Annotated in this window: 11 protein-coding genes, 9 tRNA genes and 2 rRNA genes; 7 read left to right on the forward strand and 15 right to left on the reverse strand. The window is 53.4% G+C overall.

Annotation, left to right across the window (positions count from 1 at the left end):
- The first annotated feature begins 292 nt into the window (after nucleotides 1-292).
- A complete protein-coding gene (gene tsaA / locus FMM72_RS09810; protein ID WP_162221319.1) occupies nucleotides 293-982 on the forward strand; it encodes a tRNA (N6-threonylcarbamoyladenosine(37)-N6)-methyltransferase TrmO in 690 nt (229 codons plus the stop codon).
- A gap of 102 nt (nucleotides 983-1,084) precedes the next feature.
- Here the strand turns inward: tsaA and FMM72_RS09815 are convergent, their stop codons facing one another.
- From FMM72_RS09815 to FMM72_RS09825, 3 genes are all read right to left on the reverse strand, one after another.
- Entirely contained in the window at nucleotides 1,085-1,435 is a 351-nt protein-coding gene (locus FMM72_RS09815) for a cupin domain-containing protein (protein WP_160210862.1), read from the reverse strand.
- Nucleotides 1,436-1,531: 96 nt separating this feature from the next.
- Nucleotides 1,532-3,097: an autoinducer-2 kinase gene (lsrK, locus tag FMM72_RS09820; protein ID WP_162221320.1), complete on the reverse strand. Its 1,566-nt coding sequence runs from the start codon at nucleotides 3,095-3,097 to the stop codon at nucleotides 1,532-1,534.
- Nucleotides 3,098-3,150: 53 nt separating this feature from the next.
- A complete protein-coding gene (locus tag FMM72_RS09825) occupies nucleotides 3,151-4,095 on the reverse strand; it encodes a sugar-binding transcriptional regulator (protein ID WP_160210860.1) in 945 nt (314 codons plus the stop codon).
- Nucleotides 4,096-4,477: 382 nt separating this feature from the next.
- On the opposite strand from FMM72_RS09825, the gene FMM72_RS09830 reads away from it, so the two are divergent.
- The 6 genes from FMM72_RS09830 (at nucleotide 4,478) to FMM72_RS09855 (ending at nucleotide 11,379) form a co-directional block, all read left to right on the forward strand.
- Entirely contained in the window at nucleotides 4,478-5,995 is a 1,518-nt protein-coding gene (locus FMM72_RS09830; RefSeq protein ID WP_160210859.1) for a sugar ABC transporter ATP-binding protein, read from the forward strand.
- Nucleotides 5,992-7,002, forward strand: a complete 1,011-nt coding sequence (locus tag FMM72_RS09835; RefSeq protein WP_162221321.1) for an ABC transporter permease — start codon at nucleotides 5,992-5,994, stop codon at nucleotides 7,000-7,002. Before FMM72_RS09830 ends, FMM72_RS09835 begins: the two co-directional genes overlap by 4 nt.
- Nucleotides 6,999-8,051 carry an ABC transporter permease gene (locus tag FMM72_RS09840; protein WP_180322914.1) on the forward strand — a complete coding sequence of 351 codons (1,053 nt, stop codon included), beginning with the start codon at nucleotides 6,999-7,001 and terminating at the stop codon, nucleotides 8,049-8,051. The genes FMM72_RS09835 and FMM72_RS09840 overlap by 4 nt, the downstream gene beginning before the upstream one ends.
- Nucleotides 8,052-8,120: 69 nt before the next feature.
- Nucleotides 8,121-9,305, forward strand: a complete 1,185-nt coding sequence (locus FMM72_RS09845) for a substrate-binding domain-containing protein (RefSeq protein WP_160210857.1) — start codon at nucleotides 8,121-8,123, stop codon at nucleotides 9,303-9,305.
- Between the two features lie 168 nt (nucleotides 9,306-9,473).
- On the forward strand, nucleotides 9,474-10,355 hold the full coding sequence (gene lsrF / locus FMM72_RS09850) for a 3-hydroxy-5-phosphonooxypentane-2,4-dione thiolase (RefSeq protein ID WP_160210856.1): 882 nt from the start codon (nucleotides 9,474-9,476) through the stop codon (nucleotides 10,353-10,355).
- 97 nt (nucleotides 10,356-10,452) lie between these two features.
- Nucleotides 10,453-11,379 carry a hypothetical protein gene (locus FMM72_RS09855; protein WP_243157777.1) on the forward strand — a complete coding sequence of 309 codons (927 nt, stop codon included), beginning with the start codon at nucleotides 10,453-10,455 and terminating at the stop codon, nucleotides 11,377-11,379.
- Nucleotides 11,380-11,499: 120 nt separating this feature from the next.
- Here FMM72_RS09855 and FMM72_RS09860 read toward each other — a convergent pair whose 3' ends face one another.
- From FMM72_RS09860 to FMM72_RS09915, 12 genes are all read right to left on the reverse strand, one after another.
- Entirely contained in the window at nucleotides 11,500-12,072 is a 573-nt protein-coding gene (locus tag FMM72_RS09860) for an ECF transporter S component (protein ID WP_162221322.1), read from the reverse strand.
- Nucleotides 12,073-12,210: 138 nt separating this feature from the next.
- Nucleotides 12,211-12,286, reverse strand: a tRNA-Thr gene (locus FMM72_RS09865).
- A gap of 29 nt (nucleotides 12,287-12,315) precedes the next feature.
- Nucleotides 12,316-12,391 (reverse strand) — tRNA-Trp (locus FMM72_RS09870).
- 42 nt (nucleotides 12,392-12,433) lie between these two features.
- Nucleotides 12,434-12,510 (reverse strand) — tRNA-Ile (locus FMM72_RS09875).
- A gap of 39 nt (nucleotides 12,511-12,549) precedes the next feature.
- Nucleotides 12,550-12,625, reverse strand: a tRNA-Asn gene (locus FMM72_RS09880).
- Between the two features lie 108 nt (nucleotides 12,626-12,733).
- Nucleotides 12,734-12,810 (reverse strand) — tRNA-Ile (locus FMM72_RS09885).
- A gap of 39 nt (nucleotides 12,811-12,849) precedes the next feature.
- Nucleotides 12,850-12,925 (reverse strand) — tRNA-Asn (locus FMM72_RS09890).
- A 48-nt stretch (nucleotides 12,926-12,973) separates the two neighbouring features.
- Nucleotides 12,974-13,090, reverse strand: a 5S ribosomal RNA gene (gene rrf, locus FMM72_RS09895).
- A gap of 101 nt (nucleotides 13,091-13,191) precedes the next feature.
- Nucleotides 13,192-13,266: transfer RNA gene (locus FMM72_RS09900), tRNA-Glu, on the reverse strand.
- Nucleotides 13,267-13,331: 65 nt separating this feature from the next.
- Nucleotides 13,332-13,406: transfer RNA gene (locus FMM72_RS09905), tRNA-Glu, on the reverse strand.
- Between the two features lie 106 nt (nucleotides 13,407-13,512).
- Nucleotides 13,513-13,588, reverse strand: a tRNA-Lys gene (locus FMM72_RS09910).
- Nucleotides 13,589-13,653: 65 nt separating this feature from the next.
- Nucleotides 13,654-13,900: ribosomal RNA gene (locus FMM72_RS09915) — 23S ribosomal RNA — on the reverse strand; the annotation flags it as partial.

The following is a 13,900-nucleotide window of genomic DNA, read 5'->3' on the forward strand; positions in this document are numbered from 1 at the left end:
GTAATTAGTTTGTTTCTATTTTGTAATCTCTCAATCCGAGTTTTCTTCTTTTGTTACCATTCTGTCATGTTTCAACGTATTTTATGCCCGCAGAGGTAAAAAAAGAACCATCCAGACAAAACCAATGTCTGCCCGCCGTTGATCATTACCAATTTTCGGCGCAGATCTTGACGGTTAAACTGTTCTTTCCTACAATAAAAAACATCCCATATCACCAAACAAGCCCTAAAACGCCTGTACATTTTTTATCGAATCATCCATCTTGAGACAATCATCCCAAGCGAGGTATCATATGTCAGAAAACATACCGCTGCGAATCATTGCGCATATCCACAGCGATTTTCCCGCCAAATTTGGAATTCCGCGTCAAAGCGGCTTGATTCACGAGCTGAAGGCAACCGTAGTTTTTGAACCGGATTATCGCAGCCCGGACGCGTTCAGAGGGCTTGAAGGATACTCCCACATCTGGCTGATCTGGCAGTTTTCCGAAACCGCGCGCCAAGGATGGGCGCCCACCGTCCGGCCGCCGCGTCTCGGCGGAAACACGCGCATGGGGGTTTTCGCCAGCCGCTCCCCTTTCCGCCCAAGCCCGATCGGCCTTTCATCGGTGCGCCTCGAACGCATTGAACTGCAAAGCCCCGTCGGTCCTGTTCTTCATGTGGCCGGCGCCGATTTGATGGACAACACCCCCATCTATGATATCAAACCGTATCTGCCATATGTTGATTCCCATCCGGATGCCTCCGGCGGCTTTGCCCTGCAATCGCACAGTGGGATTTTACAGGTAGAGATCCCGGCCGGGCTTTTGGAGCGCATTCCGCCCGATCGCCGCGACGCCCTGCTGGCTGTTTTGGCGCAGGACCCGCGTCCGGCCTATCAAAATGCGCCGGACCGTGTTTACGGCATGGAATACGCCGGCCTTGAAATCCGATTCACTGTAAGCAGGCACACGCTTACAGTCTGTGAGGTCATCATTAAATAACGAAAAAACGGGCCGCCTGTTTTATACAGGCAGCCCGTTTTTGCACCAAAAAAGCATCCGCATTTTTGGATATTAGGGGCTGTTTGAAAAATACGATAACGCTCAATACTTTGGATTTTCAGCCTCGATCTTATCCGCCTCGCGATAGGGGGCAAGCGTGGATATCATCTTGACCGGAACATCGTAGGCATTGCGGCAGTAATGGACTTCTTCCGGCTCAATGTGGATAAGGTCACCGGCAGAAAGCGTGTGGACCACCCCGTCCACGACAATATCGATCTTACCCTCCAGGATAAAGAAGTCCTCCTCCATCACATTGTGATAGTGGGCGTGGAAATCCTGGCCAGGCATAAACTGCACCACAGCAAAATTCATCCGGGGGCCTTTCATCAGGTACTTGGGACCGCTGTCTCCAAAACGGTACTCGCGGTCATTTTCATTGATAATAAACATGGTTGTCTCTCCTTTTTCTGTTTGTGTTCTCAGGGATATCCGGCTAGCCGGCGCTTTTCACGACACAAGATGGGGGACGCTTGCGCACCTGCGGATTCAGGACAACCCCGGGGCAATCCACATGTTTTTGGTCAGCTTGCGGTCGCACAGCTCCATTTGCGCGCGATAGATCTCCCGCCATTGCCTGTACATCTTCTCATAGATCTCATGATTGCCAAAGTCCGGCTGGAAGGTGCGGTCTATCTTAACGCAGCGGCGCGCCCCTTCGGTGATCGACGGGTAGATCCCCACGCCATAGCCTGCAAGGATCGCGGCGCCGAGCGCAGTCGCTTCTTTGACAACCGGCGTCACCACGGGTTTGCCCGTCGCATCCGCCAAAATCTGACACCACAGCGGACTCTTTGAGGCTCCGCCGGCAAAGATCAGCCGGTCCGGTTCGCCGCCGACAGCATCTTTAACCAGTTGAATATGGCCCTTCACCAGCATCGCCGTATTTTCAAGAATTGCGCGGTAAAACGTATAACGGTTGAATTTTTCCGGGTCCAGCTCAAAATTTGTAAATGTGGGGGACGCATGCTTCCAGTTGATAAAATTCATCACATCGCTGAAACAGCACACCATGCCATAGCTGCCCGCGGGGACTTTGGCGGCCTGTTCGTCCATCAGCGCATAGGGATCCCGGCCGGTCCTTTCACCCTCCTGCTTCTCCATCTGGCAAAAGCCGTCGCGAAACCACCGCATGACCAGGCCGGGTTTAAAGGCCAGCGCCTCGTACTGCCACAATCCCGGAACCGCATGGCAGTTGACGCGCACACGGCCATAAGGATCTGTCTTGCCGCTTTCCGTATTAAACTCATACTGCCAGAAGCTTCCGCCGAATACCACGGCCTGCCCAGGGTCGGAGGCTCCCACGCCGATTGTCCCAAGCTGGCAGTCGCCGCCGCCGACCACGACAGGCGTCCCTGGTGCAAGACCTGTCTGGAGCGCGCCGGACTCATTCACTGCACCGGCTACCGTTCCGCTTTCAAGCACCCGCGGGAAGATATCGCCGCGCAGGCCGCACCTTTGGGCGATCGAAGGGTCCCAATTGCGGCTCTGCAGGTCGAACAGGCCTGTGGTGGAGCCGTTGCTTGGTTCCACGGCAAGCACGCCCGTGAGCTTATAGATCAGCCAGTCGTTGAACATCCCCACCGCAGCGGTCTTTTCATAAATTTCCGGCATCTTGTCCTTGACCCACAGGATACGGGGAATCGCGTTGAGCGCGTAGCTCTGGCCGGACTGTTGGTACAGCTGCTTTTCCAGCTCCGGATTTGTACGGATCAGCCTGCCCACCTCGTCGGTGCTTCGCGCATCCACATTGGCGCAGGCCCAGATCTCGTTGCCATCCCGATCGTACAGCAGGATACCCTCCCGCATACACGTGGTGGAAACCGCGGCGATTTCGTTTGGGGCAACGCCTGTTTCACGCAGGACATCCCGGATGCACCCGCTGGCAAGCTCCCAGTTATGTACCCAGTCAAAATCCATGCTGCCAGGATAGCGCGGATCTTCGCGGTGCGTCCACTCCTGCTGTGAACATCCTATCTGATTTCCGTCCAGATCAAAAACCACAGCGCGGACGCTGCCGGTCCCTGCATCTACCGCCATCAGGTATTTCGCCATTGTGGAACCAACTCCTTTTTATAAAATATTATTTTTCATAAATCAAACGGCCCCTAAATCGATCGGGATGCTTCGGAGGCGTTCAGCAGCATGGCGGCGGTCTCCTCGTCGGTAATCAGGATATCCAGATAGTTGCCCCTGAGCGCCGCGCGGATGGCCTCCGCCTTGTGCCGTCCGCCCGCCACGCCGATGACATTGTTCATCTTTTTCAGCTCCTCAAGCGAAGTGCTCAAAAGCCTGTTATCCAATCCACTTTCAACCGGGTTCCCATCCTTATCAATAAAGCGGCTGAGCAGGTCGCCCACCGCGCCTTTCATCGTCAACAGCAGAAAATCCGTCTGTGTCAGAATGCTGTTTTTGATGATGGTGGCGTCTTCGCTCATACTTCCGATTCCCACCACCGTCATGGCCGCCTCCCGGCTCATCTGTTGAATGCGCTGCACCGAGACTTCCTTGCGAATTTCCTCCACCATTTCAGGATTGCTCAAAAAAAGCGGGGAGGGGATCAGATGCAGCCTCGCGTTAAAAATACTGGACTGGGCGTTGGGCAGGTAATGGTTCACCCCGCCTGTCAGCGCGACCACATTGACCGGCGTTTCCGCCCTGCGCGCCAGATGATTCAGGACCCGGCTCAGGGTATCGCCGTACCCCATGTTGACGAAATAATTTCTGTCCAGCCGGTCGCTGATATAGATGGCGGCGGCCTGCGCAAGGCTCTCGTTGAGATCGCCGACCTGTCCGTTGACTGGAACGACCCACACGTCCTGAAGGCCGAAACGGGCAATCAATTCCTTTTCCACCTGCATTCTTCGGTCGCTGTCCTGCCGGATATGGAAGCTGATAACGCCGTCCTGGCGCGCCTTTTCCAAGAGCCGGATCACCCGCACCCTGCTGATCTTCAACAGTTCCGATATATTCTGCTGAGTATAATTCTCCATATAATAGTACCAGGCCGCTTTAATCATCAAAGTTTCCTCATAGGAAAAATCGCCGTTCATATTGACCTCCCCTCGCCCACGTCAAACGAAGCGCCAAAAGCTTAACAAAAATTCGCTTCCGATAATTTTGTTCCACAAAAATAGTATAGCATTCTTAATTTTAGATGTCAATCCGAAGCCTATTCAAAGCACCTTTAGCAAAAATTTGTGATAACGCACAAATCCCAAAATTAATCCGCAAACAATGTACACAAAAAATTAAAAAAATAAAGAAATTTAGGATAAATTATTTTTATTATCTTTAAAATTTTTGTTAAAAATATTATGAAATTAAAAAATATATGAAAAAAGCACAGTTGACAACCCCACCAAAAAATATTATTCTTTAGATAAACAAAAGACATGGCTATTAACTTTTATGTATTCCTGAGGGGGTAATGATTTGACAAAGCCAACTTCACCTGACGGGGATAAACTGTTGTCGGTCCGAAACATCTACAAATCGTTTGCCTACAACGCCGTGCTTAAAGGAATCAGCATGGACTTGGACAGAGGCGAGGTCTTGGCTCTGATCGGCGGCAACGGCGCCGGCAAAAGCACCTTGATGAAGATCATCATGGGAATCTATTCGCACGACAGCGGGGAGATCATGGTGGGCGGCAAGGAAATGACCGTGGGAAAGCCCTCGGAAGCGCTCGCCAACGGTGTATACATGGTGCCGCAGGAGCCTCTGCTTTTTCCCAATATGACTGTGGAGGAAAATATCCTGATCGGTTTCAACCGGCCGCAGCGGGAGCTGCGCAAGGAACTGGTAGAGACAATGGAGAGCATCGGCTGGCGTCTGGAGCTTGACCGAAAGGCCAGTACGCTTTCCATCGCAGAGCAGCAGCTTGTTGAATTGCTCCGGGGCCTGCTGCGTCACGCACAGGTGCTTATTTTGGACGAACCTACCAGCGCGCTCACCTTTAAGGAAGTGGAAAGCCTTTTTGGCTGTGTACAGGATCTCAAGAGCAAGGGGATCGGCATTATCTATATCACCCACCGTCTCAATGAGGTTTTTGAGATTGCGACCACCGTGGCGATTATGCGCGACGGCGTCGTGACCCTCTCCGGCCCCGTAAGCGACTTTACCAAAGACGATCTGGTCAAAGGACTGCTTCCCTTGGACATGACGGTCCAAAAGGTCAACACAGACAGCTCGGTTGATTACTCCAAGCCCCCTGTGCTGGAGCTTTCGCATTTCAGCGGATATGGGTTTACCGATATCTCCTTGAAGGTCTATCCCGGCGAAATTCTCGGCGTGGCCGGGGTCGTCGGCGCTGGACGCACTGAGATGGCGATGACCATTTTTGGCAAGGATAAGGTGTTGGGCGGCAAGGTGCTGTTGGACGGAAAGGATATCACCGGGCTTAAAACCAAGGACGTTATGAAAGCGGGACTCAATTATGTCTCAGAGGACCGGCATGCCGATGGCCTGTTTAAAATAAGCTCTGTGGCCGAAAACACGACCAGCGCGATTCTGGGCAGCCTGCGGATGGGGCGTTTCTTTCTCAACCGCAAAGAGGAGTACCGGGTGGCGCAGCAATATGTAGATGATTTCCGCATCAAGGTCACCGGGCAGGATCAGCTCGTCGGAAGCCTTTCAGGCGGAAACCAGCAAAAGGTGGTCATCGGCCGAAGCCTTTCCAGCAATCCCAAACTGGTCATTTTGGATGAGCCGACCCGCGGCATCGACGCCGCGGCCCGCGCGGATGTATACAATATCATTCAGCAGTTGAGCAAAAAAGGCGTCTCTGTTCTGTTGATTTCCTCCGATATGGAAGAAATCATAGAATTGAGCGACCGGGCTGTCACAATCTATCAGGGCCGGCTCAATGGGCAGTTTTCCAAGGAGCAGATCACACAGGATAACCTGACCAGCGCATCTTTCGGCCTGTCCGGAAAGGAGGCAAATGTATGAATCTGCTGAAAAAGGCTTTAAAGGCGAGAGAGGCAACGAGCGCATTATTCCTGGTGGCTTTATTTGTGATTGTCAGCCTGCTCAATCCCTCGTTTGCTTCCTCGGAAAATATCGCCGCTGTGTTCAACTCCGCGGTGGTTTATATCCTGATCGCGGTTGGCATGGCCTTTGCGATCATCGTCGGTGAAATTGATGTTTCCGTGGGTTCCTGCCTTGGCTTTGTAGCCACAGTTGTGGGCAGCCTGCTGCGGGACGGCTGCAACTGGCCGCTCGCTTTCGCGGTGGGAATTCTGATCGGCGCTGCGGTGGGGCTGATCAACGGATGGGGCGTCGCAGTGATGGGAGTTCCATCCCTGATCTTTACTTTGGGCGTCAACGGTGTTCTACGCGGCGCCATGTATATTTACTCAGGCGGCGCCTGGGTGGAAAATCTACCCAAAGCGTTTAAGGATTTTTCCTCGGCGACCATGGCAGGGCGGCTCACTGTCTACTTCTGCTGCGCTTTCCTGCTGGTCGTCGCTGTCCATCTGCTTTTGACGCGCACGAAAAAGGGCCGGTACTTCACTGCTGTAGGCGACAACGCCGGCGGCGCGACCCTTGTGGGTATTTCTCCCGTGCGCACCAAGGTGATCGCCTATGTCATCTGCGGCATCATGGCTGCGATCGCGGGAATTATCTTTTGCAGCCGCATCGGATTTGTCACATCCACCAGCGGAAACGGATATGAGATGAAAGCCGTAGCAGCCTGCGTATTGGGCGGCATCAGCCTGACCGGCGGCGTTGGCAGCGTGCTTGGCGCGGCAATCGGCGCGGTCATCATGAGTTCCATCAGCTATCTGCTGGTATTCATGGGATTTTCCTCAAATTATGACAACGCCATTACTGGCGTCATCCTGATTTCGATCGTTGTATTCGACGCGGTCATCCAGCATCGCGCCTCAGTCCGGAGCCGTCATCAGCGGCTGGCAGCACGAACAAGTCTCAAGGAAGGGGGGCTTGCAGAATGAGCCGAATGAAAAGCAGTCATCCCAAAAATTTTAAATCTCTGCTGCGCAACTGGAACTCCTTTCTGCTGCTGTTCCTTGTTTTGGAATTTGTCATTTTTGGCGCGGCCAATTCCAAGTTCCTGCGGATACCGCTGCTGCTCTCAAGCGTCAATGACTTCATCGCGATCTGTTTGATCAGCCTGTTTGTCACATTCGTTATGATTACCGGCGGCATTGATATTCAGGCGGGCGCGATCGTCGGTCTGACCTCGATCACCATCGGCGTGGCATGGCAGGACTTTGGCCTGAATATATGGGCGGCTGTACTGGTGGCCATTGTCGCCGCGGCTCTTTGCGGCGCGCTTTCCGGCTTTTTCATCGCCTATTGCCGCGTGCAGGCCATGGTGGTCACGTTGGGTGGCAGTTTCCTGTATGCCGGCGTGGCGCTGCTGATCTCGACCCTCAGTTCTACCGAGAGCTATCAGGGTATCAGCGGGTTCCCCGACAGCTTCAAGGCTTTAACCAAGTTCAAATTGTTCGGCGTGATCCCCTCGCAGCTTTTGATTTTCGCAGCCATGACATTGATCGCCTATCTGTTGCTTCACAAAAGCAAATATGGGCGCAAGGTGTTCCTGGTGGGCGTGAATCAAAACGCGGCGGAGTTTTCCGGTATCAATTCCAGGCTTATCATTCTGTCCACATACATACTCAGCGCCATCAGCGCGGCGGTAGCCGGCATTGTGCTGACTTCCTATCTCGGCACCGCAAAGAGCGATTTGGGCAGCACCCTGACAATGAACATCATCACAGCCTGCGTGCTGGGCGGCACGCTCTCCACAGGCGGTAAGGGCAGCGCCATCGGCACGGCTCTGGCCGCGCTCATCATCGGCATCCTCCGTTTCGGCCTGCCTTTGTGCTTCGGGGTGAGCACGCAATACCTGGATATTCCCATCGGGGTTCTGCTGATCGTCGTGGTCGTTGGACGCGCCATGGCGCAGCAGCCAAAGGTCGTGGCCTTTATGGCCCGATTGAAACAGAATTTTTCTGGCGTCAGGCAGGGAGCAAAGTGAGTTTGGGTAATTAGAGAAGCCGCATTCCCCCTTCTTCTCTAATATATAAAATTCAGGAGGTAAGTACACATGAAAAAGACCATAGCATTTCTTGCGGCTGTTTCAATGGTAATGTCTCTGGCTGCATGCGGAGGAGGCGCCCCGGCAGCGAATCCCGAGCCGGCCGCCAGTCCGGCGGCCGATGCCGGAACCGCCAGCACCGCCAGCCCAGAGACAAGCAGCGCCGCGGGAGCATCCTCTGACGCTGAAGGCGCCGCTGTCTCTGTTGAGGGAAAGACCGTCGCGTTTATCCCGAAGCTGACCGGCAACGCTTTCTTTGAGGCCGCAAACGAAGGCGCTCAGAAGTATGCCGCCGACTGGGGCATCACGGTTGATTACACCGGCAGCGCCAATGCCGCAGTAGCGGATCAGGTGCAGGTCGTCAACACCGCTGTTGCTTCCGGCGCTGATGCGATCTGCATTTCCACGGTTGACGCAGCCGGCGTTTCCGACGCGCTGAAGGCAGCTACCGAGGCTGGCGTGGCGGTCGTCACCTGGGACTCCGACGCGCAGCCTGCCGACCGCACCCTGATGGTTTCTCAGGGCACCCCCGAGGTTCTGGGCCGCATGCTCGTCGATATGGCCTGCGCAGGTCTGGAGAAACGTGGTATCGACCCGAAGAACGACGAGGTTACTTATTGCTGGCACTATTCCCAGGCGACTGTTACCGACCAGAACAGCTGGCAGGTTGCCGGCGAGGCAATCATTAAAGAAGAATATCCCAACTGGACCAACGTGGCCCCCGACAACTATTATTCCGAGCAGGACGCTGAGAAAGCGATCACCATCGGCGAGGCCGTTCTGGCCGCGCATTCTGACATTGACGTCATCATCTGCAACGACTCCACGGCTCTGCCCGGACAGCTCCAGGCCGCCGAGAACAAGGGCTACAATCAGGACAATATCACCATCACCGGTTTTGCCAGCCCCAATGCGATCAAGGAATATTGCAGCAATGGCACCCTTTACAATTGGGGCCTGTGGGACTGCGGCATCCAGGGCGCCATGGGCTGCTATCTGGCGGCTTACATGGCGGCTGGCAACACCGTTAAGGTCGGCGATGTGATCAGCATCCCCGGAATCGGCGACTGTGAAGTTCTCGCCAATGAAAGCATCGCAGAAGGCGCCGCCACCGCCGAGACGAACAACGGCGTCGTGCTCCTTCCTGAAACCAGCGTTTATACCGCTGAGAACATGAACGACTACAACTTCTGATTTTTTCTTTCTCCACAAACAGGCGTGCGGGGCACCCCTTCGGGGCTGTGCTCCGCCCCTGTGAGGCTGCCGCGGGCGCGGTAGCCTCACAGGGGCGGAGCAGGAATGCTTTGCCAGCAGATTTATTTATATTGTAAAATTCATAAAATCTAAAGGAGGACATATATTATGGCGGATCTGGAAGGTGTAAAGGTCGCAAAAACATACCATACGGACGTACCGTTTGCCAATCAAAACGGCTTTTACTTAAAGGGCTGCAACAGCTTGGATTGGGGTATGAAGCGTCATATGGCCAATATTTTCAATCCAAAGAGCGGCAACACCGTAATGTTCGCATTTGACCACGGTTATTTCATGGGGAGCACATCGGGCCTGGAGCGTCTGGACCTGCTTCTTCCCAAGCTGGCACCCTATGTGGACTGCTTCATGGGCACACGCGGCGCAATCCGCACATGCGTCCCCCCCGAGCTGACCAATGCGATTGCTCTGCGCGTATCCTCCGGCTCCAGTATGCTTCAGGATGATCTGAGCTTTGAAACCGTGGCTGTGGACATCGAGGACGCCATCCGCATGAATTCCGATTGTATGGCCGTTCAGACCTTCATCGGGGCCGACGGCCAGCTTTCCAGCATTGACAATCTGAGCCAGGTCGTCAATGCCGGTATGCGTTACAGCATCCCCACGCTCGGCGTTTGCGCCGTGGGCAAAAACATGGAACGTACCGACCGTTTCTTCAAGCTGGCAACACGCATCATCGCGGAGATGGGCGTCCAGATTGTCAAAACCTACAACTGTGAAAACTTTGAGGAAGTCGTGGCTGCATGCCCTGTCCCGATTGTGGTTGCGGGCGGTAAAAAGCTTTCGGAACCCGACGCGATGAATCTCGCATACGATGTTATGCGCAAGGGCGCGCACGGCGTCGATATGGGCCGCAATATCTTCCAGAGCACACATCCTGTCGAGATGGCGCAGGCAATCGGCAAAATTGTCCATGAGGGCTATACCGACAAACAGGCGTATGAGTTCTATCAGGATATGATCAACGGCTAAAGAAGAAATAATCAAGGTGGACAGAGAAACTGGCCGCGGTCTTGTGCTGCCGGATGCATCTTTGTCCACCTTCTTTTTTGTGAGGAGGGGAACTGCTTTGTTCCTGCGTGTACTGGAAATGGTGCTTCCGGTCTTAATTCTGCTTGTGCTGGGCTGCTGGTGCCGCTTCAGGCAGATTTTTGATCAGGGGGGCCTGATGGGCCTGAAATCTGTCATCAGCAATATCACGCTGCCCGTTGTTCTCTTCAACGCTTTTTTTACGGCGAAGTACAGCCTGACTGTCGCGATGCTGTTTGTAGCGGTGTATATCGGCTTCTGCCTGACAATGGCCGCGGGCTTCGGGCTGCGCCGGTTGGCTGCGCCTTATGGAAAATTTATGCCCTTTCTGTTGTCCGGCGCCGAAGGCGGTATGCTGGGATACGCTCTTTATGGGCTGCTGACTGGTGAACAGTCCGGCTTTGCGGCCGTGGATCTTGGACAGACCGTCTTTGCCTATACCGCTTTTCTAGCGGTGTTGAAATCGACCGACGGCCAGACATTGTCCGCAAGGATGATGTTGCGCAACATGGTCACGAACCGATGTTTTGTGGGAATGCTGCTGGGTATCATCCTTGGGGTGGCAGGTTTGGGGACCTTTGTCGCCGGCAGCCCGGTCAGCGGTATTGTATCTGGAACCATCAGCGCAATCACCGCGCCTACCAGCGCGTTGGTGCTCCTTGTGGTGGGATATGAGCTGAATCTGAAAAAGAGCCTTTTGAAGCCGGTGGCGATCACTGTACTCATCCGTCTGGTTCTGATGGGAATTCTTCTTGTAATGATCAGCGCGCTGATCTTCAGCATTGTTCCCTATGACAAGAACCTGCATCTGGCTTTGATGGTGCTTTACGCTTTGCCTGCCCCCTTCATCATCCCCTTGTTTGCGGATGTTGGAAAGGACGGCGAATATATCTCCACCGCGCTCTCTCTGCATACTCTGTGCACGATGCTGCTGTTTGTAGTAATCGCAGCCTATGCGGTTGCTTGATGATATCCATGTTGAGAGAAACATCTACCATATCACGCCATATGTATCGGCCAAATAAGCAAAAGAGGAGCCCAATGGAAATCCATTGGGCTCCTTTGCACACTCTCATTTTTTTTTGCTTTACCTCATATGACCATCAAATGATCGGCACAGCGCCGGATAAACGGTAAGCGCCAGAATGCCTCCAATTATTGCAGTTACAAACTGTGGCCAGGAAAACATTACAGACAACATCTGTACTTGCTTTGACGGAATATCGGGTAAAATCCTCAGAAGCGCAGGAACCGTCAGCCACAATACTGCGCACTTTGCTGCCGCGCCGAGCACAACACCTGTTACACGCATTCCTGTACCCTTTAATTCCTTAAAAAAGAACCAGGCCGCTACCGCGATTACAGCATTGCCTAATGCAATCGCAGGTACAATAAAAGGTACTGGCGTCATACCAAGTAAAGCTGCCAGTATTGAGGAAATCACGCCGCATGTCACACCTGACCAGGCGCTTACACTTGCCGCTGCCAAAATCAGTACAAGATTGACTAAGGAGCCGGTTATCAGTTGATTGAGGCTGAAAGGTCCAGCAATCACCGCTCCAGCGGGCAATAATTTACCAATCATCTGGACCAGCAATACCAACGCCGTACATAAGGCTGTACGGGTAATCCACTTAATTTTATGATCTGTTTTAGCCACGGCAATACCTCCTAATTCCATTATAATTATACCTAAAAGGTGTAATTTGTCAAGAAGCAGAACACTCAATAGAATTGATAGTATAAAGAAAACATCCTTTTGTTTTAAAAACAAAAGGATGTTTTCTTTATACTATCATGGAGCTGCTAACCAGATTTGAACTGGTGACCTCGTCCTTACCAAGGACGCGCTCTACCACCTGAGCCATAGCAGCATATACAGACATCCGTCTGTAAGAAAAATTGGCAGGGGCAGAAGGATTCGAACCCTCGGCACGTGGTTTTGGAGACCACTGCTCTACCAGCTGAGCTATACCCCTATTTTGTCCACATAAAGTATTTACATACTATAAAAATCCCTGTGGTGGGCCATCAGGGACTCGAACCCCGGACCAACCGGTTATGAGCCGGTGGCTCTGACCAACTGAGCTAATGGCCCGAAATAAGAAACATGCCGCCGCCTATGCGGCGGCATGTTTGGCTCCCCAAGTTGGACTCGAACCAACGACCCTGCGGTTAACAGCCGCATGCTCTACCGGCTGAGCTATTGAGGAATATAAAAGAAGATGGATGCCGCAGCATGAGAAACATANCTGCTCTACCAGCTGAGCTATACCCCTATTTTGTCCACATAAAGTATTTACATACTATAAAAATCCCTGTGGTGGGCCATCAGGGACTCGAACCCCGGACCAACCGGTTATGAGCCGGTGGCTCTGACCAACTGAGCTAATGGCCCGAAATAAGAAACATGCCGCCGCCTATGCGGCGGCATGTTTGGCTCCCCAAGTTGGACTCGAACCAACGACCCTGCGGTTAACAGCCGCATGCTCTACCGGCTGAGCTATTGAGGAATATAAAAGAAGATGGATGCCGCAGCATGAGAAACATACTGCGGCAAGTGCTGGCAAAGACCTATCTTTCCAGGCAGTCACCCGCCAAGTATTGTCGGCACAACTGAGCTTAACTGCTGTGTTCGGGATGGGAACAGGTGGGACCTCAGCGTAATAAATACCAGCTATGGAAACGACATATTTCACCGACGGAAGTACCCTTCCGCATCGCCTGCCGTAAAGGCTCTGTATATATCATCCACCGCCCCATGGACGGTCATGACCTCTGGTGACCCGTGCGGGAATCGAACCCGCGTTACCGGCGTGAGAGGCCGGTGTCTTAACCGCTTGACCAACGGGCCGTCTCGTCGCCTGCCGTAAAGGCTCTGTATATATCATCCACCGCCCCATGGACGGTCATGACCTCTGGTGACCCGTGCGGGAATCGAACCCGCGTTACCGGCGTGAGAGGCCGGTGTCTTAACCGCTTGACCAACGGGCCGTCTCGTGCGTCCCCTCGAAAGGATTGCCTTCCTCCGGTACCGCTCTTCTTTGGCCCCCTTCGGCCGGAACCTCTATCGCAAGCGCCCTAAAGGCACAGCTTCTTCTGGTGCGCCATCAGGGACTCGAACCCGGGACCCGCTGATTAAGAGTCAGCTGCTCTACCAACTGAGCTAATGGCGCATGTCTCTTCACGCACCCTCAAAATCGAACAATGAAACTTCCCTGCTTTCAAAACCAAGCTTCGCCTGGTCAAGCCCTCGACCGATTAGTACCGCCTTGCTGCACGCCTCACGACGCTTCCACATGCGGCCTATCAACCTTGTAGTCTTCAAGGGGTCTTACCTGATTACTCAGTGGCATATCTTATCTTGAGGCCGGCTTCACGCTTAGATGCCTTCAGCGTTTATCCGATCCGTACTTAGCTGCCCAGCTGTGCCGTTGGCACGACAACTGGTGCACCAGAGGTACGTCCATCCCGGTCCTCTCGTACTA

The organism is Anaerotruncus colihominis (assembly GCF_010206195.1).
Lineage (GTDB): Bacteria > Bacillota > Clostridia > Oscillospirales > Ruminococcaceae > Anaerotruncus > Anaerotruncus colihominis_A.